Here is a 24029-nt window from a genome sequence, read left to right as displayed (position 1 = left end):
CTTGCGAAGATGGTCCGAAAAAGGGCAAAAGGCCGCACAGACCGTTTTCAGGAACGGTCCGTTTTCAGTTGACGAGACGGCCCTCAACCGAAGTATGTAGCGGATGCACAGCCCAAATCCAGACATGTATCAGCTGTTCGTGGACCGTCAGGCCCAGCGCAGCGCCCTGCATAATCGGCATCTGAACGAGCAGTTCGTTCGGGTCCTCAAGACCATCGGCTACGATGTCGGCTTCCAGAAGGGGCAGGGGCAGTACCTCTTCGATCGGGATGGGGCGCGTTATCTCGACCTGTTGTCCGGCTTTGGCGTGTTTGCGATCGGGCGCAATCATCCCGTCATGCGCGAGGCGCTCAAGAGCGTGCTCGATGCCGACCTGCCCAACCTCGTCCAGTTCGACGTCTCGGTGCTCGCCGGCGTGCTCGCCGAGCGGCTTTTGAAGTACGTCCCCTATCTCGACAAGGTATTCTTCGCCAATTCCGGCGCCGAATGCGTCGAAGCGGCGATCAAGTTCGCCCGCGGCGCGACTGGTCGTCCCGGCATCGTCTATTGCGCCCATGGCTATCACGGCCTGACCTATGGCGCGCTGTCGCTGACGGGCGATTCGAATTTCCGCACCGGCTTCGAGCCGCTGCTGCCGGGCTGCACCTCGATCCCGTTCAACGATCTGGCCGCGCTCGAAAAGGCGCTGGCCTCGCGCGAGGTCGCGGCCTTCGTCGTCGAGCCGATCCAGGGCAAGGGCGTCAACATGCCCACGGACGAGTTCCTGCCCGGCGCGGCCGCGCTCTGCAAGAAATACGGCACGCTGTTCGTCGCCGACGAGATCCAGACCGGCATGGGCCGCACCGGCCGCTTCCTCGCGGTCGAGCACTGGAACGTCGAGCCCGACATGGTGCTGCTGTCGAAGTCGCTGTCCGGCGGCCACGTGCCGGTCGGCGCGGTGCTGACGCGCAAGAGCATCTTCGACAAGATATTCAACCAGATGGACCGCGCGGTGGTGCACGGCTCCACCTTCTCCAAGAACGATCTCGCAATGGCTGCCGGCATCGCCACGCTCGACGTCATGGAATCCGAGAAGCTGATCGAGTCCGCCGCCAAGCGCGGCGCCGAGCTGCGCCTCGCGCTGACGCGCATGGTGCCCGGCTACGAGCTAATGAAGGAAGTGCGCGGCAAGGGCCTGATGATCGGCGTCGAGTTCGGTCCGCCGAAATCGCTGCGCCTCCGCGCTTCCTGGAACGTGCTGGAGGCCGCCAACAAGGGCCTGTTCTGCCAGCTCATTACCGTGCCGCTGTTCAAGGACCACAAGATCCTGACCCAGGTTGCCGGTCACGGCAGCCACACCATCAAGCTCTTGCCGCCGCTCACCATCACCGAGGAAGACTGCGGCTGGATCGAGCGTGCCTTCGACGACGTCATCGCCGGCAGCCACAAGGTCCCCGGCGCGATCTGGTCGCTCGGCAAGACCTTGGTGGACAACGCGGTGAGGCGGTCGGCTTAGGCGGAGCGTTCAGGCTGCTTTCGGCTTGTTCACGGTCTCGATGCGATCGAGAGCCTTGCCTAGATCGCGTTTGGCGATCTGGATGTCGTAATCGTTCTGAAGATTGAGCCAAAGCTGCGCCGTCGTGCCGAGCGCCTTCGCCAGCCGAAGTGCCGTGTCGGCGGTCATCCCGGTCTGCTCGTTCGCGATCCGCTCAATTCGGGTGCGAGGCAAGCTGCATGCCTTCGCAAGGGCGCCAGCGGACATGTCCAGCGGGACGAGAAATTCCTCCCGAAGAACCTCACCAGGATGCATGGGCTTTAGTTTTTTGGCCATCGTCGCATCTCCTAGCGATAGTCCACGATCTCGACTTCGGCGGGGCCTTGCGTTGTCCAGACGAACACACTCGGAACTGATCGTTGATTCTGATCGAGTGCTGTCCCTTGCGATCGCCTGCCAGGGCCTTGAGGCGGTTGCCGGGGGGCGCCCTTAGGTCACCAAGTTCGCCCGCTGCGTGTAGATAGCGCAATTTCCGGCGCGCAACCTTCACCAGATCGGCTGGAAAACCTTTAGGACTTTCGCCGTCAAAGACCGCCTCAGTTGTCTTATCCCGGAAGCTCTTGATCACTCAAGTGGTGTATCATTGTCTGATACACCATTCAAGGTTAAGGCGTATCAACAAATGATACACCTTGAGGCCGGCTACCCCTCCACATTCGCCTTCATCGCCGCCTCAAATTTGTCGACGAACTCGGCGAGCTCGTCGGCGCCGAGATCGCTGATCGCCCAGAAGTTCAGGCCGCGCTCGCCCCAGCGGCGGCAGTTGAAGCCCTGCATGGTCTGGGTCTTCGGCGGCCGGTGTTCGGTGCTGGCGGTCTGCGCCACGAACAGGTTGATCACGTGCTGCCGGCGCTTGTAGACGACCGCTCCGATGGCGCGTGCGTCGACATAGTCGAGTCGGCCGCCGACCAGCGTAAAACCCTGTGCGGTGAGGTCGATCACGGGCGGGGCGACGTCGAGCTTGCCGTTGAACCACGGCTTCACCGTGTGCTGGTCGGTGGAGACCACGTCGATGAGGTGTCCGGCCTGGAGCGAGCGCAGATGCGCGGAGACCACCTCCGACAGGATGCGCTGCTGGTCGTCCTGGCGCAGCACCACGGCGACGACGCCGGAGGCGGCGAGCGCGGAGACGGCCGAGCCCATCGCAAAACCGCGCAGCACGGAGCGGCGGGTCGGCCGTTGGCGCTGCGGCTGAGGCAGCGACGCCTCGATCCGGGCGCGCAGGCTCGCCGGCGCGGTATAGCGCAAATCGGCGTCAGCGAGCACGCGCTGCATGTCGCGTTGCGCTGCGAACTCGGCGGCGCAGGCCGGGCAACTTGCGATATGGGCTTCGACCTCGCGCGCGTGGCCGGCATCGAGCTCGTTGTCGAGCAGCGCGTGAAGCAGGATCTTTGCTTCGTCGCAGGTCATCTTGCTTGCTCCTCTTCCGCCATCCAGGCCGCGCGCAGCATGGCGCGGGCGCGGGCGAGGCGGGACATCACGGTGCCGACGGGCACGCCGGCGGCCTCGGCAATTTCACGATAGGACAGGTTGTTGATCTCGCGCAGCACGAATGTTTCCTTGAACGGCTCGGCGAGCGCGTCGATCAGCTTGCGGATGGCGCCGGCATCGCGACTGCGCAACACTTCGGTTTCCGGGCTCGCCTCGCTCTCCTGCCATAGCGGCGTCTGCTCGGCGGCACCGGGCGTATCCTCGATCGCGCTGTGCTTGTGGGCGCGCCGCGCATATTCTGCATTGCAGACGTTGCGCAGGATCGCGAACAACCAGGGCTTCATCGCCGGCCCGCGATAGCTGTCAAAATGCTTCAGCGCGCGCAGATAGCATTCCTGCACCGCGTCTTCGGCATCGGAGGCATCGCGCAGGAGATAGCGCGCGAGCGTGTAGACGTCGTCGAGATAGGGCAGCGCCGCCTCGCGGAAACGTTGCGTCTTCTGCAAATCGTCGCTCACGGGCATCGCTCCTCGCTTTGCCTCTTCCGCTTCCGCGCGTCGCGTTGTTTCGTCCCTGCTCGTTTCGTCGGCGTGTGTGACCGAGGGCACACGAGCCCGGCCGGCGTGGGACCACCGGCCGGGCAAGACGTTGATGCCTTGGTTGGAGACGTTACTCAACCTTGATTATCCCCGTCATGTGCGGGTGCAGCGAACAAAAATACTTGTAGTCGCCCGCATTGGTGAAGGTGAACGAGAACTTGTCGTCGGTGTCCAGGGTCTTGGACCTGAACTTGCCGGCCGACACTACGGTGTGGGGGATGTCGTCCCGGTTGGTCCAGGTCACGGTGGTGCCGACCTTGATCCTGAGCTCGGCCGGCTGGAAAACGAAATTGTCGATATGCACTTCCATGTCGTCGGCACGGGCAGTTGTTGCGGGCAACAGGATAGCCGCGGCCAAAGCGAGACCGAGATCGACACCGAAGTCGCGGCGATTGAGAGTCTTCATTGTCAGCTTCCGTTCAGCCTGAATCAGCCCTGGATCGGCGTGTCGATGATCGCGAGCCGCTGCTCGTTCTGCTTGAAGTTGATGCTGGCAACGCCGAGCATGGAGCGGAGTTTTGCGTCCTCGACCTTCATCGGTCCGGGCGAGGGGGCGGCCCCCGGCGCCGGCTGCGGGAAGGCGGTTGAGCGCGCGGTGTGGAAGGTGACGTTGCCCTCGACCTTCTGCATGACCTGGTGGATGTGGCCGTTCAGCACGGTGACCGAGCCAAAACCCTTGACGTATTCGAGCGCGCGGCCGCCGTCCTCGGTGCCCCAGCCCCATTCGGGATAAACGGTCCAGAGCGGGATGTGGGCGAACAGCACGATCGGCGTCGATTTCGACTTGCCGCGCAGATCGTCCTCGAGCCAGGCGAGTTGCTCGGCGCCGAGATTGCCGAGGCCGCTGGCCTTGAGGTCGACGACGTTGACGAGGCCGATGAAGTGCACGCCGCCGGCGTCGAACGAGTACCAGCCCGCGCCCTTGGTGCCGCGGCCGTAACGCTCGCGATAGAACTTCACATTCTCGTCGAGGAAATCATGCTCGCCGGGCACATAGTGCACGTCCAGCTTGCTCTGCGAGATGATGCGGTCGGCATTGTCGAACTCGGCGGCCTTCGACAGATGCGTGATGTCGCCGGTGTGGATCATGAAGGAGGGTTTTGCCGGCATCGCGTTGATCTTGTTGATGGCTTCTTCCAGCGTGCCGAGCGCGTTGGGATTCGCCGGCTTGTCGAAGCCGACATGGCTGTCACTGATCTGGAGGAAGGTCATGCCCGGCACGGCCGTGGTTGCAGCTTGTGCGGAATCGATGATGCCGAGCGAGCGCGGCACGCCGCCCGTGATGGTCCAGAGCACCCCGGTGCCGGCCCAGGTCATGCATTCCAGCACCTTACGGCGGCTTAGGCCGTCTTCGCCGTGATCGTGTCCGCTCATCGCGCAGCTCCACTCGCCCGGAATTGGGCTTCGGGGAGGTGATTGGGGGAGGGGCAGGTTTATTCGGGGAAGGCGATGACCTTTTCGTGAGCGGAGATGGGGTGTAGCCCGCATGGACCAAAGCGGAATGCGGGGTCGGTCACGAATCCCGGATTGCGCTGCGCGCTCCATCCGGGCTTCTTCACTTCGCATCCTCCAGAATCATCGTCGCGCCTTTCTCGGCGATCATCGCCGTCGGCGTGTTGGTGTTGCCGGACGTGATTGTCGGCATGATCGAGGCGTCGATGATGCGGAGATTGCCGAGGCCGTAGAAGCGCAGGCGCTCGTCGACCACCGCCATCGGATCGTTCGCCGCGCCCATCTTCGCGGTGCCGACGGGATGAAAGATGGTGGTGCCGATGTCGCCGGCGGCTTTGGCAAGCGACGCATCGTCGTCGCCGACGGAGGGGCCGGGCAGATATTCTCTCGGGCGGTACTTTGCGAGCGCCTTCTGCTGCATCAGGCGGCGCGTGGTGCGGATGGCGTCGGCGCCGACCTGGCGATCGTCGTCGGTCGACAGATAGTTCGGCGCGAGGATCGGTTTCTCGTCCGGGATCGCCGAGCGCAGCCGCACCGTGCCGCGCGAAGTCGGCTGGAGATTGCAGGCGCTCACCGTGATCGCGGGGAAGCGATGCAGGGGATCGCCGAACTTATCGAGCGACAGCGGCTGCACGTGGAACTGGATGTTGGCGCGCGCGCGCGTCGCGTCCGAGCGCGTGAAGATGCCAAGTTGCGACGGCGCCATGGTCAGAGGCCCGCGACGGCGGAAGGCGTAGTCGAGCCCCATCAGGCCGCGGCGGACCAGATTGTAATAGGTCTCGTTCAGTGTGCGCACACCCTCGACCTTATAGATCGCGCGCTGCTGGAGATGGTCCTGGAGGTTGCGGCCGACGCCGGGCCTGTCCATCACGGTGTCGATGCCGAGCGGAGACAGCCAGTCGGCGGGCCCGATGCCGGAACGATGCAGCACCTGCACCGAGCCGATGGCGCCGGCCGAGAGGATCACCTCGCGTTTGGCACGCGCCTCGATGATCTCGCCGTTCTGGATGAAGCGCACGCCGACGGCGCGGCCCTGCTCGATGATCAGGCGGTCGACCAGCACATGCTTCTCGAGCCGCAGGTTCGGGCGGTTCAGCGCGGGCTTGAGGAAGCCGCGCGCCGACGACCAGCGCCGGCCGCGCTTCTGGTTGACGTGGAAATAGCTGGTGCCTTCGTTATCGCCGGTGTTGAAATCCGGGATGCGCTTAATGCCCATCTGTTCGGCGGCATCGCCGACGGCATCGAGAACGGTCCATGACAGCCGCGGCGCCTCGATGCGCCAGCCGCCGCCTGCGCCGTGATGCTCGCTCGCGCCGAGGAAGTGATCCTCGAGCCGCTTGAACAGCGGCAGCACGTCGTCATAACCCCAGCCGGTCATGCCGAGCTGGCGCCAATGGTCGTAATCTGCAGCCTGCCCGCGCATCGAGATCATGGCGTTGATCGCCGAAGAGCCGCCGATCACCTTGCCACGGGGATAAGCCAGCGAGCGGCCGTTCAGGCCCGGCTCGGCCTCGGTCCTGAACATCCAGTCCGAGCGCGGATTGCCGATCGCGAAGAGATAGCCGACCGGAATGTGGAACCAGATCCAATTGTCGTCGCCGCCGGCCTCCAGGATCAGCACGCGGTTCTTGGGATCGGCCGACAGCCGGTTGGCGACGATGCAGCCGGCCGTGCCGGCTCCGACGACAATGTAGTCAAACTCACCTTCGAGCCGCCTTGGCATTCTACTTCCACCCGGATGGTCACTTAACGTTCCGTCCTAATAGGCAGACGCGGCGGATCGGGACAAGCCCGTCCATGACCAGAGAACAGGGCGACCGTCGATCTGCGGCAGTTAGGTGGACCGGCGCTTGCATGGTAGACAGTCCTGTATTCCCAACAAAGCTCGAGACCCCTCCATGCCCATCGTGAACCGCGTCGCCGACCTTCAACCCGATATTCAGGCCTGGCGCCGGGACATCCACCAGCATCCGGAGCTGCTGTACGACGTCCACCGCACTGCAGCATTCGTTGCGGATCGGCTGCGCGAGTTCGGCTGCGATGAGGTTGTGACCGGCCTCGGCCAGACCGGCGTGGTCGGCGTCATCAAGGGCAACAAGCCGGCCGGCGAGGGGCTCAAGACCATCGGCCTGCGCGCGGACATGGATGCGTTGCCTGTCGAGGAACAGACCAACCTGCCTTATGCCTCCAAGAACCCGGGCAAGATGCACGCCTGCGGCCATGACGGCCATACTGCGATGTTGCTCGGTGCAGCCCGCTACCTCGCCGAGACCCGCAATTTTGCCGGCGAGGCGGTGGTGATCTTCCAGCCGGCCGAGGAGGGCGGCGCCGGCGGCGCGGCCATGGTCAAGGACGGTCTGATGGAGCGCTTCGGCATCGAGCAGGTGTACGGCATGCACAACGGCCCGGGCATTCCGATCGGCTCCTTCGCGATCCGGCCGGGTCCGATCATGGCTGCGACCGACGAGGTCGACATCCTGATCGAGGGCGTCGGCGGCCATGCCGCGCGTCCGCACAAATGCGTCGATTCCGTTCTGGTCGGCGCACAGGTGATCACGGCGCTGCAATCGATCGTTGCGCGCAGCGTCGATCCCCTGGAATCGGCCGTGATCTCGATCTGCGAATTCCACGCCGGCAATGCCCGCAACGTCATTCCGCAGACTGCGACACTGCGCGGCACCATCCGCACGCTGTCGCCGGACGTGCGCAAGCTGGTCGAGAAGCGGGTGCATGAGGTGGTCGCCGGCGTCGCGCAGATGACCGGTGCGAGGATCGACCTGCACTACAAGCGCAATTATCCGGTGGTGGTCAATCACGCCGCGGAGACCGAGGTGGCGAAGCGGATCGCCAAGCAGGTCGCGGGCGACGCCAATGTGCTCGAGATGCCGCCGCTGATGGGCGGCGAGGACTTTGCCTACATGCTGGAAGCGCGCCCTGGCGCCTTCATCTTCTGCGGCAACGGCGATAGCGCCGGCCTGCATCACCCCGCCTACAATTTCAACGACGAGGCGATCGTGTTCGGCACGTCCTATTGGGTCAAGCTGGTCGAGGAATCGCTCGCGGCGTCATAGGCTCGGCTCGTCATTCACCTCGCCCCGCTTGCGGGGAGAGGTCGATCGCGAAGCGATCGGGTGAGGGGGACTCTCCGCGAGTCCAACTGTTACCGTCTTCGCGGATACAGCCCCTCACCCCAACCCTCTCCCCGTAAGAACGGGGCGAGGGAGAGGAGACGTCAAAAAATATCCGCGAGAAGATCACGTAGAGCGTGGCCGACAACGCGATCGCGCAGGGCAGCGTCAGAACCCAGGCCATCAGCAGGTTGCGGATGGTCGACCATTGCAGGCCGGAGCCGTTCGCGGCCATGGTGCCGGCGACGCCCGACGACAGCACATGGGTGGTCGAGACCGGCAGGCCGAACACATCGGCGGCGCCGATCGTTGCGGCGGCGACGAGCTCGGCGGAGGCGCCCTGCGCATAGGTGAGATGGGTCTTGCCGATTTTCTCACCGACCGTAACCACGATGCGCTTCCAGCCGATCATGGTGCCGAGGCCGAGTGCGATCGCAACCGCAACCTTCACCCAGGTCGGGATGAACTTGGTGGCGGCATCGAGCGAGCCCTTGTAGGTGTTGAGCACCGCGACCTCGTCCTTGCTGAGATCGTTTTCCTTGTCCTTCATCAGGAAACGGATCGCTTCCGAGGTCAGGTACATGTCATTGCGGGTGTTGCCGATGGCTTCCGCCGGCACCTTGGTCAGCGAGCCGTATTTGGCGACCTGGTCGCCGACGTCCTTCACCAGCGCGGCGAGCGAGGGATAGGTGCCGTCGCTGAGCTGATGCAGTGCGATGTACTGCGTCACGGCCGGACGGGGATCGCCGATGATGCTGTGGCCCGCGCCCTTCGCCGAGATCACCTTGGAGGCGGCATCCGAGGTCTTCTGGAACTGGACGATCTGGGATTCCGGCAGCGCGCGGTTGAGCGCGTAGGCCGTCGGTACGGTGCCGATCAGGATCAGCATGATCAGGCCCATGCCCTTCTGGCCGTCGTTCGAGCCGTGCGCGAAGCTCACCCCGGTGCAGGTCGCGATCAGGAGGCCCCGGATCCAGAGCGGCGGCGCCTTGTTGCCTTCGGGCGCGCCATAGAGCGCCAGGTTGCGCACGATCATCTTGAGCACGAGCAGCAGCACGGCAGCACAGATGAAGCCGACCAGCGGCGACAGCAGCAGCGCATAGCCGATCTCGGTCGCCTTGCTCCAGTCCACGCCCGAGGTGCCGTCGCGGCCGCGCATGACGGCGTTGGCGATGCCGACGCCGATGATCGAGCCGATCAGCGTGTGCGAGGAGGAGGCGGGCAGGCCGAAGAACCAGGTGCCGAGATTCCACAGGATCGCGGCGATCAGCAGTGCGAACACCATGGCGAACCCGGCGCTGGAGCCGACCTGGAGGATCAGCTCGACCGGCAGCAGCGAGACGATGCCGAAGGCGACCGCGCCGGAGGACATGAGCACGCCGAGGAAGTTGAAGAAGCCCGACCACATCACCGCGATCTCGGCCGGCAGCGAATGGGTGTAGATCACGGTTGCCACCGCGTTGGCGGTGTCGTGGAAGCCGTTGACGAACTCGAAGCCGAGCGCAATCAGGAGCGCGACGAACAGCAGGATGTAGGGCAGATAGGTTGTGACCCGCACGCCGGTCGCGTTGACGTCGACATAGATGCTGTAGGCGACGAACAGCAGGCCCGCGGCGAGAATGCCGAAGAACAGGATCATCGTGAGCGGGTTAAAACCCTTGTCGAGATTTGGCCGCGAGGCCGGCTGGACAGGCGCCGGATCGCCTACCGCGCGGTCGAATGCAATATCGGTCATGTCTGGACGCCCCTTAACTTTCAAGTAAAGGTATTGTCCGCGATGGATTTGAAGGCTGGATGACAACCGAGGCTTGAAAGCCGTTTTCCCGCCAGTATTCAGGCCGCCCGCGCGGCTTTCTTCTGCAAGCCGGCGGCGATCTTCATATCCTCGACGAAGCGCTGATATTCCAGCATCTTGGCCTTCGGATCCGGCAGCCGGAGGAGATAGGACGGGTGCACCGTCACCAGCGCTTTGCGTCCATCGGGAAGGTCGATGAGCCGGCCGCGGTTTTTGCCGATCGGGGTGATCTTTCCGAACACGCTTTGCGCGGCGGTGGCGCCCATCGCGACGATGAGATCGGGCTGGATGGCCGAAACTTCCCGCTCATACCATTGCCGGCATGCCCGGATCTCGGGCGTCGCCGGCTTCTGGTGCAGGCGGATTTTGCCCCGCGGCACGAATTTGAAATGTTTGACCGCGTTGGTGACATAGACCTTCTTGCGGTCGACGCCGGCCTCCTCCAGCGCCCGATTGAGCATCTGGCCGGCCGGACCGACGAAGGGATGGCCGGCGAGGTCTTCCTTGTCGCCGGGTTGCTCGCCGACCAGCATGATGTTGGCGGAGGTCGGGCCTTCGCCGAACACGGTCTGCGTCGCGTCCTTGTAGAGATGGCAGGCGCGGCAATGGGCGGCTTCCTCCCGAAGCGTTTCGAGATCGTTGGCTGCGGTCTTGCGTTTCATCGGAACCTCCGGACGCGGGGAAATCCGCCCGCCGGTCCAGCGTTCGGCATCAGCGAGCAGGGGTCCAAGTATCGACGCTTCCTGGAGGTTCCTCGGGAATGTCCTCGGTGCTTCAGGCGTCGGCATCCGGTCCGGCTGGAAATGGCGACGCCAGGTTTCCTCCAGGCGGCCCGGCGCGGGCGTCTCCGTCCGGCTGATCCCCGGCGTGAAGGAGATCGCATGACCGTCCCAATGAGCGCAGATGTCAGGCGTGAGGATCGACCAGGGCATGTCGGCAAAGCGGCGGGCGAAAAACGGCGCGGTGAAAGCGACGATGTGGTGCTCCGGCTCGAACCAGGCGGCGTAATGCGCCTTCTGCTCGCGCCCGATCTCGCGGAAGCGGACGATGTCGCGCATCCGTTGCGCGTCGCGCTGCACGCTGCCGGCCATCGCGGCGGCCTGCGCCACGTCAGGATCGGCCATCGTTTCCAGAAGATCGTGATCGGCCTTCAACCGCCACAGCACACGATAGAGCAGCGCAAAGCGTTCGTTGTCGCGATGCAGGATCGCGATGCGTGCGAGCTCGATGAAATTGGCCGGCACGCTGAATGTGGTTTCGGTCTCGATCGGCGGAAGGCTTGGCGCTTCCGACAGGCCGAGCGGCATCCGGTCCTGCATTTGGCCTTGCACGCCCCAGGTCACGTCCGCCGGCGCGACCTGATGCAGCGCAAGTGCGCGCGCAGCTTTGCGCCAGCCGTCGAAATCGGTCTCGCTGTCGAGGGTGATGAGGTACATGGCACTGAATCCTCTTGATTCTGTTCATGAATCTGTGGAGGCGCCAATTCGATTGACTCTCGTGCGCCCGTTAGCTTTATATTAGAACATATCATGAACAAATGAGCCAGCCGTTGGTTCTCTTGCGAGAGCCATCGGCAATCACCCCTGAAGGAGCGGCGGCCATGAGCAGCGCACGCATGCGCGCGCTTGCGATCTTGCGCGCCCAGATCGAGCACATCGAGACGGCGGAGGTCGTGCATCAGCATAATCGCGTGGCGCTCGGCCATAGCGAGGTCGATAGCGCATTGAAGGGCGGGCTCGCGCGCGCGGCGATCCACGAGGTGTTTTGCGAGGGTCGCCAGGGCGCGACCGCGACGGGTTTTGTCACGGGACTTGCGGGCCGCATGACGGCACGCAAACCGCTGCTGTGGGTGCGGCAGGATTTTTCGGAAATTGAAACCGGCGCGCTGTCGATGAGCGGGCTCGCCGAGCTCGGCCTCGATCCGCGCCGCGTGGTGATGGTGCGTGCCGCCGATGTGGAGAGCGCGCTGCGCACCTCGGCCGACGCGCTCGCCTGCGATGCCCTGGGCGCCGTCGTGCTCGAGCTCTGGGGCGAGAGCAGACAGTTCGATCTCGTGGCGAGCCGCAAGCTGACGCTGGCAGCGCAGTCTTCCGGTGTCACCGGCTTGTTGTTGCGGATGGCCGCGCAACCTTTGCCGTCGACCGCGGAGACACGATGGATGTTGCGCGCGGCGCATTCGCCGTCGGGGGCGATGTGGAGTGCCTGGGGCGCGCCGCGCTTCGATGCCGAACTCTTGCGCAATCGTCACGGCCCATGTGGCCGGTGGATCATGGAATGGAAATGTGATGAGTGCCAGTTCTCTGAATCGTCGGCGCATTCTCAGCCTGTGGCTGCCGCGCCTGCCCATCGACCGGATCAGGCGGTTTTTCAGCAACGTCGGGCTGGATAAAGGCAAAGCGTTTTCAAGCGAAGTGGACGCCGGTTCGCGTGAAGAAAACGCGTCAAAACAAAAAGACGAACCTAGCATCGTCGTCATCAAGGACAACAATGCGCTGGTGATCCATGCGCTGGATGAGGCCGCTGAGCGCCTCGGCCTGCACATTGGTCTGCCACTCGCCAATGCCCGGGCGATGTGCCCGGATCTGAAAGTTTTCGACGCCGATGTCGTGGCCGATGCGAAGACGCTTAGCGACATCGCAGACTGGTGCGACCGCTTCACGCCGCTGGTGGCGCTCGATCCGCCGCATGGTCTGTTCCTCGACATCACCGGCTGCGCGCATCTGTTCGGCGGGGAAGCTGCGTTGTTGCAGACACTCGTCCGCGCGCTCGCCCGGCAGGGTTTTGCCGTCAGCGCGGCGATCGCCGGCACCTCGGTCTGCGCGCGCACGCTGACGCGGCAGGCCTCTGGCACCATCGTCGCCGATGGCAGGGAGGCGGCGGCGATCAGCGCCCTGCCGGTATCCGCGCTCGGTGCGGGCGAGGCCATCACCACTGGTCTGCGCCGCGCCGGCTTGAAAACCATCGGCGATGTCGCCTCGCGCGAGCCACATGAGATCACGGCGCGGTTCGGCGCGCGGTTCTTCACGCTGCTCGCGCATGCGCTGGGGCATGGCGATGCCCCGATCAATCCGCGCAAACCGCTGCCGGATTACATCGTGGAGAAGCGCTTTGCCGAACCGATCGCGACCGACACCATGATCGCGATGACGCTGTCGCGGCTCGCCGATACGCTGATCGCGTCCATGGAGAAGCAGGGCAAGGGCGCGCGGAGGCTTGAGGCCGCCTTCTTTCGCACCGACGGCGTGGTGCGCGCGATCATGGTCGAGACCGGACGTCCCGTGACGCGAAGCGCCGTCGTCGACCGTCTGTTCCGCGAGCGCCTCGACGCGCTCGCCGATCCGCTGGACCCCGGCTTCGGCTTCGACATGGTGCGGTTGTCGGCGAGCCGCACCGAGATTGTGGTGCAGGAGCAGCGCGATCTCGACGCCCATGTCCACGACAATGACGAAATCGCCGCGTTGATCGACCGCATCGCCGCCCGCATCGGCGGAAAGCGCGTTGTCGTGCACCTGCCGCAGGACACCCATATTCCCGAGTGTGCGGTGCTGGCCGCGCCTGCCCAACACCATCTCGCCGTGGCCATGCAGGCCGCATGGCCGGCGCGCGCCGAGAGCGAGCCACCGCTGCGCCCGCTCAGGCTGTTCGAGAAGCCGGAGCCGATCAAGGTGCCGTTCGCGACCGTGCCCGACGGCCCGCCGCATCAATTCACCTGGCGCCGCGCGCAACATTCAGTGGCGCGGGTGGAAGGGCCCGAGCGCATCGCGATGGAATGGTGGCAGGACGGCAAGCAATTGACCCGGGATTATTTCCGCATCGAGGATGCCGAAGGCCTGCGCTTCTGGATTTTTCGCGACGGTCTTTACGAAGGGGAGTGTTTCGACAAAGAAGGCAAGCCCATTCCTCCCAACTGGTATGTGCACGGTCTCTTTGCATGAAGATATCAGCTTATGCCGAGATCGGCATCACCACCAACTTCTCCTTCCTGCGCGGCGGCTCGGATCCGCGCGCCTATGTGCATCAGGCCAGCATCCTTGGCATTCCCGTGATCGGCATTGCCGATCACAACACGCTCGCCGGCGTGGTGCGCGCCTACAACGAGCTCGACAATGACAAGGTGCTGCACAAGCCAAAACTCCTGATCGGCGCGCGCATCGTCTTCATCGACGGCACGCCCGACATTTTTGTCTATCCGCGCGACCGCGCCGCCTATGGCCGGCTGTGCCAGCTCCTCACCAGGGGCAAGCGCGGCGACGACATCACGCGGATCGAGAAGGGCGAATGCCGTCTCACTTTTGCCGATCTTCTTGAGTTTTCGGAAGGCCAGCTCCTGGCGTTGACGCTGCCGCATCGCTTCGAGCCAGTGCAGGCGCTGGATGTTCTCGCCAAGCTCAGGGCGAGCCGCGCCGAGGGCGTGTGGCTGGCGGCGAGCCTGGTCTATCGCGGCGACGACCGCCGCCGCCTGGCGCGGCTCGACGATCTCGCCGCAAAAGCAAAAGTGCCGCTGCTCGCGACCAACGAGGTGCTCTATCACGATCCCGGCCGCCGTCCGCTTCAGGACGTGCTCACCTGCATCCGGGAAAAGACCACCATTGAAGCTGTCGGACGGAAGCTGGAAGCCAATGCCGAGCGCTTCCTGAAGACTCCCAGAGAAATGTCGCGGCTGTTCCGCGACTTTCCCGAGGCGATCGCGGAGACCATGCGCTTTGCGGACAAGATCGATTTCACGCTCGACCAGCTCAAATACCAGTATCCGGACGAGCCGGTGCCGCGGGGCAAGACCGCGCAAGGACATCTGGAGGATCTGACCTGGGCCGGTGTCGACAAATACTTCGGCGGCAGGATCGATGACAAGCTTCGCACGACCCTGAAGAAGGAGCTCGCGCTGATCGCCGAGCTGAAATACGCGCATTACTTCCTCACCGTGCACGACATCGTGCGCTACGCACGCAGCCAGAGCATCTTGTGTCAGGGGCGGGGATCGGCGGCGAACTCGGCCGTCTGCTACATGCTCGGCATCACCTCGGTCGATCCGACCAAGGTCGATCTCCTGTTCGAGCGCTTCATCTCCAAGGAGCGGCTGGAGCCGCCGGACATCGACGTCGATTTCGAGCATTCCCGGCGCGAGGAGGTGATGCAATATGTCTATCGCCGCTACGGCCGCCACCGCGCCGCAATCATCGCCACCGTCATTCATTATCGTCCGCGCAGCGCCATCCGCGACGTCGGCAAGGCGCTGGGCCTGACCGAGGACGTCACTGCCGCGCTCGCCGACACCGTCTGGGGTAGCTGGGGCAAGGGCCTCAACGACATGCAGGTCAGGCAGGCCGGGCTCGATCCCAACAATGCCATGATCAATCTCGCGGTCGAGCTTGCGACCGAACTGATCGATTTCCCGCGCCATCTCTCCCAGCATGTTGGCGGCTATGTGCTGACGCAGGACCGGCTCGATACCTATGTGCCGATCGGCAACGCGGCGATGGACGACCGCACCTTCATCGAATGGGACAAGGATGACGTCGACGCGCTCAACATGATGAAGGTCGACGTGCTCGCGCTGGGCATGCTGACCTGCATCCGGAAATGTTTTGATTTGATCGACGAGCACAAGGGCGAACGCTGGGTTTTGGCGAGCGTCCCGCAGGATGATCCTGAGGTCTACGACATGCTATGTGATGGAGAGTCGCTCGGTGTGTTCCAGGTCGAGAGCCGCGCCCAGATGAACATGTTGCCGCGCCTGAAGCCGCGGACCTTCTACGATCTCGTGATCGAAGTTGCGATCGTGCGCCCGGGTCCGATCCAGGGCGACATGGTGCATCCTTACTTGCGGCGGCGAAACGGCTTGGAAAAAGTGAGCTATCCATCGCCGTCGCCGGATCATGGCGACAAGGACGAGCTTTACAAGGTGCTGCACAAAACGCTCGGGGTGCCCCTGTTCCAGGAGCAGGCCATGCGCATCGCGATCGAGGCGGCAAAATTCACCTCCGAGGAGGCCAATGGCCTGCGCCGCTCGATGGCGACCTTCCGCAATGTCGGCACCATCGGCCAATATGAGGAGAAGCTGATCGGCAACATGGTTGCACGCGGCTACGATGCTAACTTCGCCAGAAGCTGCTTTGACCAGATCAAGGGCTTTGGCTCCTACGGTTTTCCGGAGAGCCACGCAGCGAGCTTCGCGCAGCTCGTCTACATCTCGTCGTGGCTGAAGCATTATCATCCTGATGCATTCTGCTGCGGCTTGTTGAATTCGCAGCCGATGGGCTTTTATGCCCCGGCGCAGATCGTCGGCGACGCCCGCAAGAACGGCGTCGATGTCCGCGACATCGACGTGTCATACAGTTTTGCGCAAAACATGCTGGAGGAGGGGAACGGCAAATACTGCGCCGTGCGCCTCGGTTTCCGCCAGATCGACGGTTTTCACTGGCTCGATCCGGATGAGGAGAGACTGAAGCAAATTCAATCGTCGTTCCGGGGCGCGCAAAGCGCGAACCTGGAATCCATTTATCCAGGCGCAAGCGGCTCAATGAATTCCGGGCTCGTGCCAAGTGGCGCGCCTCGGAATGTCAATGTGGGGACAGCCCAGGACTGGGCCGACCGCATCGTCGCCGCGCGTAGCCGCTGGCCCTTCACCTCGCTGGAAGACTTCGCCCGCGACACCGGCCTGCCCAAGCGTGCCCTGATCCTGCTCGCCGATGCCGACGCGTTCCGCTCGCTCGGGCTCGATCGCCGCGAGGCGCTGTGGCAGGTGCGGCGGCTGCCCGATGACGTGCCGCTGCCGCTGTTCGAGGCGGCCACTGCGCGCGAGCAGCCGGACGAGCACGCAAAACCATTGCCGGAGATGCCGCGGGCCGAGCAGGTGGTCGCCGACTACCAGACCATCCGCCTTTCACTCAAAGGCCATCCGATGGAATTTTTGCGCGAAATGTTGTCGCGCGAGCGTGTTGTCGCCTGCAAGGACATCAGTTATGCGAACGAGCGGCGCCGCGTCCGCTGCGCCGGCGTTGTGCTGGTGCGGCAGCGGCCGGGCAGCGCCAGCGGCGTCGTGTTCATGACGCTGGAGGACGAAACCGGCATCGCCAATGTCGTGGTGTGGCCCAAGATCATGGAGCAGTACCGCAAAGAGGTGATGGGCGCGCGCCTCATTCTGGTCGAAGGCTATATCCAGAGCAGCCCCGAGAAGGTGACGCATCTCATCGCCCAGCGCATGATCGACCGCTCGCACGATCTGGTCAGCCTCGCCAATGACGCCCTGAGCCGCAAGCACCCGGTGCCATCAGGCGCCGCCCTGATCGAGCCGCTCAACGACGACCGCCGCGACCACGCCGATACACCTGCGCAAAAAATCCGCCACCCCCGCAACGTCCGCATCCTGCCGCCGTCGCGGGATTTTCGTTGAGGAATGTAGTGCACTCTGCTGCGACGCCGTCATTGCGAGCGCAGCGAAGCAATCCAGACTGTCACGCGGAAAGATTCTGGATGCTTCGCTGCGCTCGCAATGACGATGTGGAGACAGCTGTAGGGCGGGCAAAGGCGCATAAGCGCCGTGCCCACCAACGTGCACGAAAGCGGTGGGCACGCTTCGCTTTTTGCCCACCCTACGATTTCCCCCTTACTCCGGCGCCGCGCCCACCGGCGGGCCGCCGGGCGGGCGGTGCAGGAAGGTCAGCGAGACATAGGCGCCGGCCCAGGAGCCGATCGCCGCGAAAGCGACATAGAAGGCGTTTTCCGTGTAGCTGATCACCGCATAGGAGGAGAGCAGGTACCAGACCGCGCTCCAGTTCGCCGCCGGCACGCGCTTGCGCGCGATCACGGCCGAGGTGAACATGACATAGACCGCGTCGGTGGCCGCCGTTGCGATGAACACGGCGCCCGCGGTGAGGGGATCGATGGCGGCCATTGCTTTCCCTTATGTGCTGATGGATGGTCGCAAAAGTAAGGGAGAGAAGCGGACATGCAAAGCCCCGCCGACATTCTCAGCGATATCTGGACCTCCGTCGGCGGCGATCCTGCCGCGCTCGGCCGTGTGCGGTTGACGGGCGAGGAGCCGCAGATCCCATCCTCGTGTCGTGTTGCCGTTGCCGGACAAACGACGATCGCTGCGGCCGGTCTTGCCGCTGCCGAAATCTGGAGGCTGCGCAGCGAAGAGGCGCAGGACGTCCATGTCGACGTGCGCCACGCCATCGTCGAATGCCGCTCGGAACGTTATTTGCGCCTCGAGGGCAAGCCGCCGCCCCCGGCCTGGGACGCCATCGCCGGCGTCTATCGGACCGGCGACGGCCGCTTCGTCCGGTGCCACACCAATTTCCCGCATCACCGCGACGCCGTCTGCAAGGTGCTCGCCTGCGAACCCGAACGTGAGAAGGTGCAGGCAGCGCTGATGCAATGGAAGGGCGAGGATTTTGAAACTGCGGCCTACGGCGCGGGCGGCGTCGTTGCCCTGATGCGCTCTTACGACGAATGGTCCGCGCTGCCGCAGGCACGTGCGTTGGCTGAGCTGCCGCTGATCTCGATCGAGAAGATCGGCGATGCCCCGCCAAAGCCGTGGCCTCGAGGATTGTCGAACAGCGATCGTCCGCTTTCCGGCCTGCGCGTGCTCGATCTCTCCCGCGTCATAGCGGGCCCCGTCGCCGGCCGAACGCTCGCCGCGCACGGCGCGGATGTGCTGCTTGTCTCCGGGCCCGAGCTGCCCGCAATTCCCTGGCTCACCATCGACACCGGCCGCGGCAAGCTCACCAGTTTCGTCGAGCTCAAGAGCGAGGCCGGGCGTGCGCAACTGCGCGAGCTCTTGAAAGAGGCCGACATCTTCTCGCAAGGTTATCGCCCGCGCGCGCTTGCTGCCCTCGGTTTCGCGCCCGAGGACGCAGCGAAAATCAATCCGCGCATCGTCTACGTCACGCTGTCGGCCTATGGCCATGCCGGCCCCTGGGCGGAGCGGCGCGGTTTCGATTCGCTGGTGCAGACCACGACCGGCTTCAACCACGCCGAGGGGCAGGCCGCCGGAATCGACGAGCCGAAGGAATTGCCGGCGCAGATGCTCGATCACGCCACCGGCTATCTGATGGCGTTCGGCGCGATGATGGCCAAGGTGCGCCAGGCCGGCGAAGGCGGGAGCTGGCACGTGCGCGTGTCGTTGGCCCAGACCGGGCGCTGGCTGTGGAATCTCGGCCGGCTCGACGGCGGCCTGAACACCCCGGATATTGCGGACGAGGCTGTACATGCTGCATTCATCGAGACCATGCCATCTGGCTTCGGCACCTTGAAGACGGTGCGCCATTCAGCGCTGCTGTCGAAGACGCCGGCACGATGGAGCCGTCCCGCGATGCCTCTCGGCGCTCATCCACCTGAGTGGCCGGAGCGAACCTGACGTGGAGCTGACGCGGCGCAAAGTTTTAACGCAAACCTCGAGGCGATCGGTACTTTTTAGGTTGTTTGAAATCTCAATTCGGCACTATTAGCGCGACCGATGAGGCAGTCATTTGCCGGGATCGTCGCAGACTAGACCGGGCCCCATGGTAGTTGAGAATACCAAGAGATTGCAGGTGTTTACAAAACAACGGGTGATCGCATCCGTAGTTTTACTGGCACTCGCCGGCGCCGGTGCCTATGGCTTCCTGCGTGCGGGGGCCAAGGAGAAGAGCCACTCCGAGATCTCCAGCCAGTCGCGCAGGAATGCGCAGAATTTTACGCCGACGCCGTCCGAATGGGCGACGCTGACGATCGAGCCGGTCAAGGCCAAGACCTTCCGGGCCGAATATGTCACCGAGGGCAAGGTCGCGGTCGACGAGGATCGTTCGACGCCGGTGTTCTCGCCCTATGCAGGACGGGTGACCAAGCTGCTCGCCAAGCCGGGCGAGATGCTGAAGCAGGGTCAACCGCTGTTCACGATCGAGGCCGCCGACACCGTGCAGGCCCAGAACGATTTCATCGCGGCGATGAGCTCGCAGAACAAGGCGAAGTCTGCGATCGATCTCGCCGACATCCAGTTCAAGCGCGCCAAGGACCTCTATGAGGGCCATGCCATCCCGCTGAAGGACTATCAGCAGGCCGAAGCGACCCAGGTTCAGGCGCAGAACGACATGCGCTCCTCGGCGACGGCGCTGGAGGCTGCGCGCAACAAGCTGCGCATCCTCGGCTTCACCGACGAGACCATCAAGGCGTTCCAGGACAAGGGCGCCATCAATCCCGAGGTCACGATCTATTCGCCGATCTCCGGCACGGTCGTGCAGCGCAAGATCGGTCCCGGCCAGTACGTCAATTCCGGTGCCAGCGATCCGGTCTTCGTGATCGGCGACCTCTCCACGGTCTGGCTCACCGCCTTCGTGCGCGAGAGCGATGCTGCCGCGGTGTGCATCGGGCAGGACATCACCGTCAACGTGATGGCGTTGCCGGGCCGGCCGCTGACCGCCAAGATCAACTACGTCGCCGCCGCGATCGATCCCAGCACCCGCCGCCTGTTGGTTCGCGCCACCATCGACAACAAGGACGGGCTGCTCAAGCCCGAGATGTTCGCCAACGTCACGATCTATTCGGCCGGCGACCGTGCCGCACCGGCGGTGCCGAAACAGGCGTTGATCTACGAGGCCGACAAGGTCCGCATCTGGGTCGCGCGCGAGGACAAGTCGGTCGAGCTGCGCCAGATCAAGATCGGCCTCATCAATGGCAATCTCGTCGAGGTCACCAGCAACCTGCAACCCGGCGAGCAGATCGTCACCAGGGGCAGCCTGTTCATCGACCGCGCGGCGTCCGGCAGCTAGAGCAGTGACGCTTGATTGAATCAGTTGCTCAGCGCGCGATTTCACTTCACCCCGCTTGCGGGGAGACGTCGGATTGCGCCTGGCGACGCAAGGCGTCGTCCAGTGCAATCCGGGTGAGGAGGACGCTCGGCGAGTCGAACTCTCACCGTCCTCGCGGAGAATCCCCCTCACCCCAACCCTCTCCCCGCAAGCGGGGAGAGGGAGAAGCCTGAAGACCTGAATGGATCGTCTCGTCGCCCTTGCCGTCAACCGGCGCTTCCTGATGGTCGGCATGTTCGTCGCCGTGCTGATCGGCGGCCTGATCGCGTTCAACCAGCTCAACATCGAGGCCTATCCCGATCCGACGCCGCCGATGGTCGACATCGTGACGCAGAGCCCGGGCCTGTCGGCGGAAGAGATCGAGCGCTACATCACGATACCGATCGAGACCCAGGTCGCAGGTCTGAAGAACCTCACGACTATTCGCACCATCTCGCTCTACGGCCTCTCCGACGTCAAACTCCAGTTCTCCTTCGCCTACACCTATGACGAGGCGTTGCAGCAGGTGTTGAACCGCCTGGCGCAGCTCGCGCCGCTGCCGGGCAATGTGCAGCCGCAGATCTCGCCGCTCAGCCCGATCGGCGAAATCTTCCGCTACCGTCTGGTCGGTCCGCCAAACTACAGCGTGCTCGACCTCAAGACCATCCAGGACTGGATCCTCCAGCGCCGCTTCCGCGCCGTGCCCGGCGTGATCGACGTCACCGGCTGGGGCGGCAGGAGCAAGACCTACGAGCTCCAGGTCGATTTCAACAAGCTGGTCGCCAACGGCCTGACATTGCCGCAATTGCTCCAGGCGATCGGCAATTCCAACGTCAATGTCGGCGGCAACACCGTCAATATCGGCCAACAATCGGCCGTGGTGCGCGGCGTCGGCCTGATCCGCTCGATCGACGACCTCGCCAACACCATGGTGGCGCAGACCGGCGGCAATCCGGTGCTGGTCAAGGACGTCGCCACCGTCACCGTCGGGCAGAGGCCGCGTCTCGGCATCGCCGGTCTCGACGAGGCCGACGATATCGTGCAGGGCATCGTCCTGATGCGTCGCGGCGAGCAGAGCACGCCGACCATCAAGCGCGTCCACCAACTCGTTCAAACCATTAACGACTCCAGCATCCTGCCGCCCGGTGTGCGCATCGAGCGCATCTACGACCGCGGAGATCTGATCGACCTCACCACCCACACCGTGCTGCACAACATGGTGGTCGGCATCTTGCTGATCGTGCTGTTGCAATGGATATTCCTCGGCGATCTCCGCAGTGCGCTGATCGTCGGCGCCACCATCCCGTTCGCGCTGTTCTTCGCGGTGATCATCCTGGTGCTGCGCGGGGAATCGGCGAACCTGCTGTCGGTCGGCGCGATCGATTTCGGTCTGATCGTCGACGCCACTGTCATCATGGTGGAGGCGATCTTCCGCCGCCTGACGCAGACGACACCTATGTCGGAGTCCGAGCAGATGTCGTCCGAGACGCTGTTTGGCATGAAGAGCCATGCCATCCTCAGCGCCGCGGCCGACGTCTCGCGCTCGATCTTCTTTGCCGCGGCGATCATCATCGCGGCCTTCCTGCCGCTGTTCACGCTCTCCGGCGTCGAAGGCAATATCTTCGGGCCGATGGCGCGCACTTATGCCTACGCGCTGGCCGGCGGCCTGCTGGCCACCTTCACGGTGACTCCTGCGCTATCCGCGATCATCCTGCCCGCGCATGTCAGGGAGACCGAGACCAAAGTCATGCTGATCCTGCACCGGCTCTACATGCCGTTGCTGAATTGGGCGGTCGCCAATCGCAACATCGTGCTCGGCGGCGCGATCGGCCTCGTGCTGATGACGGTTGCGCTCAGCCGGCTGCTCGGTCTCGAATTCCTGCCGAAGCTGGAAGAAGGCAATCTCTGGATCCGCGCCACGCTGCCGCCGACCATCTCGCTTCAGGAAGGCAATTCCTACGTCAACGAGATGCGCAAGGTGATCCGCGCCCGGCCCGAGGTGGAATCCGTGGTGTCGCAGCACGGCCGCCCCGACGATGGCACCGACGCCGCCGGCTTCTTCAACGCCGAATTCTTCGCGCCGCTGAAGCCCGCCAGCCAATGGCCCGGCACGCACGACAAGGAAGAGCTGACAGCGCAACTGCTCAAGCAGCTCGATGACCGCTTCCCCGGAGTCGAGTTCAACTTCTCGCAATATCTCCAGGACAACGTCTCCGAAGCCGTCTCCGGCGTGAAGGGCGAGAACTCGATCAAGCTGTTCGGCAGCGATCTCCAGGCGCTCACCGACACCGCCAACAAGATCAAGTCGGTGCTGGCGACCGTGCAGGGCGTGACCGACCTTGCGGTGTTCACCTCGCTCGGCCAGCCGACCGTCCAGATCGACATCGACCGCGCCAAGGCCGCGCGCTATGGGCTCGCTCCCGGCGACATCAACGCCACCATCAAGGTCGCGATCGGCGGCGATACCGCGGGCGATCTCTATGAGCCCGGCTCCGATCGTCACTTCCCGATCATCGTTCGCCTTGCGCCGGAATTCCGCAGGAGCGCCGAGGCGATCCAGAATTTGCGGATCGGCGCGCCCGGGCCGAACGGGACCGTCACGCAAATTCCGCTGAGCGAAGTTGCCAGCATCAGCCTCGTTTCCGGCGCCGCCTACATCTATCGCGAGCAGCAGGAACGTTATCTGCCGATCAAGTTCTCGGTGCGCGAGCGCGACCTCGGCAGCGCGATCCGCGAGGCGCAGCAGAAGATCGCCGAGCAGGTGCAGTTGCCGCCCGGCGCGCACATGGACTGGGTCGGCGAGTTCGGCAATCTTCAGGACGCGATCCGGCGGCTGTCGATCGTGGTGCCGATTTCGCTGGCGCTGATCGGCGTCCTGCTCTGGTTCAATTTCGGCTCGATGACCGACACGTTGCTCGCCATGAGCGTGATCCCGATGGCGATCTTCGGCGGCGTGCTCGGACTTTTGATCACCGGCACCGCCTTCAGTGTCTCCGCCGCGATCGGCTTCATCGCGCTGTTCGGCATCGCGGTCATGGATGGCATCATCATCCTGTCGCAGTTCAACCAGCTGATCGACGAGGGCATGGACCGCATGAGCGCAGTGATACGCACCGGCGAATTGCAGCTCCGTCCGGTGCTGATGACGTGCGTCGTCGCAGGCGTCGGCCTGCTGCCGGCGGCGCTGTCGGAAGGCATCGGCTCGCAGGTGCAGAAGCCGCTCGCGGTAGTCGTGGTGACCGGCATGATACTGGCCCCGATCGTGATTCTGGTGACGCTGCCGGTGTTGATCTCCTTCTTCTCCCGCCGCGCGCGCTGACG

The 24029-nt window shown here is 64.1% G+C and carries 16 protein-coding genes and 2 pseudogenes; 8 read left to right on the top strand and 10 right to left on the bottom strand.

The genetic code is table 11. The annotated features are described in order from the left end of the window. Positions 1-103 precede the first annotated feature (103 nt). Positions 104-1495 (top strand): aminobacteriohopanetriol synthase HpnO, encoded by a 1392-nt coding sequence (gene hpnO / locus IVA80_RS34795; protein WP_247439635.1) that lies wholly within the window; start codon positions 104-106, stop codon positions 1493-1495. Positions 1496-1504: 9 nt separating this feature from the next. On the opposite strand, the gene IVA80_RS34790 is transcribed toward hpnO, so the two are convergent. The 7 genes and pseudogenes from IVA80_RS34790 to IVA80_RS34760 form a co-directional block, all read right to left on the bottom strand. Next, entirely contained in the window at positions 1505-1810 is a 306-nt protein-coding gene (locus tag IVA80_RS34790) for a HigA family addiction module antitoxin (RefSeq protein WP_247439634.1), read from the bottom strand. Positions 1811-1821: 11 nt separating this feature from the next. Next, a pseudogene (locus IVA80_RS34785) lies at positions 1822-2102 on the bottom strand (type II toxin-antitoxin system RelE/ParE family toxin). A gap of 74 nt (positions 2103-2176) precedes the next feature. After that, on the bottom strand, positions 2177-2944 hold the full coding sequence (locus IVA80_RS34780; RefSeq protein ID WP_247439633.1) for an anti-sigma factor: 768 nt from the start codon (positions 2942-2944) through the stop codon (positions 2177-2179). Further along, positions 2941-3489 carry a sigma-70 family RNA polymerase sigma factor gene (locus IVA80_RS34775; protein WP_247439632.1) on the bottom strand — a complete coding sequence of 183 codons (549 nt, stop codon included), beginning with the start codon at positions 3487-3489 and terminating at the stop codon, positions 2941-2943. Before IVA80_RS34775 ends, IVA80_RS34780 begins: the two co-directional genes overlap by 4 nt. Before the next feature lie 145 nt (positions 3490-3634). Then, positions 3635-3970, bottom strand: a complete 336-nt coding sequence (locus IVA80_RS34770) for a cupredoxin family copper-binding protein (protein WP_247439631.1) — start codon at positions 3968-3970, stop codon at positions 3635-3637. Between the two features lie 23 nt (positions 3971-3993). Further along, entirely contained in the window at positions 3994-4938 is a 945-nt protein-coding gene (locus IVA80_RS34765; RefSeq protein ID WP_247439630.1) for a metallophosphoesterase, read from the bottom strand. 181 nt (positions 4939-5119) lie between these two features. After that, complete coding sequence (locus IVA80_RS34760) at positions 5120-6739, bottom strand: GMC family oxidoreductase N-terminal domain-containing protein (protein ID WP_247439629.1); 1620 nt, start codon at positions 6737-6739, stop codon at positions 5120-5122. Between the two features lie 175 nt (positions 6740-6914). Between IVA80_RS34760 and IVA80_RS34755 the strand changes: the two genes are divergently transcribed. Then, positions 6915-8087, top strand: coding sequence for a M20 aminoacylase family protein (locus IVA80_RS34755; RefSeq protein WP_247439628.1), 1173 nt, complete (start codon positions 6915-6917; stop codon positions 8085-8087). 166 nt (positions 8088-8253) lie between these two features. On the opposite strand, the pseudogene IVA80_RS34750 reads toward IVA80_RS34755, so the two are convergent. Both IVA80_RS34750 and IVA80_RS34745 read right to left on the bottom strand, forming a co-directional pair. After that, a pseudogene (locus IVA80_RS34750) lies at positions 8254-9879 on the bottom strand (inorganic phosphate transporter); the annotation flags it as partial. A 98-nt stretch (positions 9880-9977) separates the two neighbouring features. Next, positions 9978-11375 carry a UdgX family uracil-DNA binding protein gene (locus tag IVA80_RS34745; RefSeq protein WP_247439627.1) on the bottom strand — a complete coding sequence of 466 codons (1398 nt, stop codon included), beginning with the start codon at positions 11373-11375 and terminating at the stop codon, positions 9978-9980. Positions 11376-11539: 164 nt separating this feature from the next. Between IVA80_RS34745 and IVA80_RS34740 the strand changes: the two genes are divergently transcribed. From IVA80_RS34740 to IVA80_RS34730, 3 genes are read left to right on the top strand one after another with little or no spacing between them, the layout of a single operon-like run. Next, a complete protein-coding gene (locus IVA80_RS34740) occupies positions 11540-12328 on the top strand; it encodes a DNA repair protein (RefSeq protein ID WP_247439626.1) in 789 nt (262 codons plus the stop codon). Then, the gene (locus IVA80_RS34735; protein WP_247439625.1) at positions 12225-13874 is read left to right on the top strand and encodes a DNA polymerase Y family protein; all 1650 of its coding nucleotides are present in this window, start codon (positions 12225-12227) and stop codon (positions 13872-13874) included. Before IVA80_RS34740 ends, IVA80_RS34735 begins: the two co-directional genes overlap by 104 nt. Beyond that, entirely contained in the window at positions 13871-17332 is a 3462-nt protein-coding gene (locus IVA80_RS34730; protein ID WP_247439624.1) for an error-prone DNA polymerase, read from the top strand. The genes IVA80_RS34735 and IVA80_RS34730 overlap by 4 nt, the downstream gene beginning before the upstream one ends. 213 nt (positions 17333-17545) lie before the next feature. On the opposite strand, the gene IVA80_RS34725 is transcribed toward IVA80_RS34730, so the two are convergent. Beyond that, positions 17546-17833: a hypothetical protein gene (locus IVA80_RS34725; protein WP_211379005.1), complete on the bottom strand. Its 288-nt coding sequence runs from the start codon at positions 17831-17833 to the stop codon at positions 17546-17548. A 54-nt stretch (positions 17834-17887) separates the two neighbouring features. Between IVA80_RS34725 and IVA80_RS34720 the strand changes: the two genes are divergently transcribed. The 3 genes from IVA80_RS34720 to IVA80_RS34710 all read left to right on the top strand — a co-directional run bounded on the left by IVA80_RS34720 (position 17888) and on the right by IVA80_RS34710 (position 24027). Continuing rightward, positions 17888-19300, top strand: coding sequence for a CoA transferase (locus IVA80_RS34720; protein ID WP_247439623.1), 1413 nt, complete (start codon positions 17888-17890; stop codon positions 19298-19300). Positions 19301-19445: 145 nt separating this feature from the next. Continuing rightward, a complete protein-coding gene (locus tag IVA80_RS34715; protein ID WP_247439622.1) occupies positions 19446-20690 on the top strand; it encodes an efflux RND transporter periplasmic adaptor subunit in 1245 nt (414 codons plus the stop codon). 220 nt (positions 20691-20910) lie between these two features. Next, the gene (locus IVA80_RS34710) at positions 20911-24027 is read left to right on the top strand and encodes a CusA/CzcA family heavy metal efflux RND transporter (protein WP_247439621.1); all 3117 of its coding nucleotides are present in this window, start codon (positions 20911-20913) and stop codon (positions 24025-24027) included. The last annotated feature ends 2 nt before the right edge of the window (positions 24028-24029 follow it).

Origin of the sequence: Bradyrhizobium sp. 139 (assembly GCF_023074175.1) — a bacterium.
GTDB lineage: Bacteria > Pseudomonadota > Alphaproteobacteria > Rhizobiales > Xanthobacteraceae > Bradyrhizobium.
This window is presented reverse-complemented; position numbering and strand designations above follow the sequence as displayed.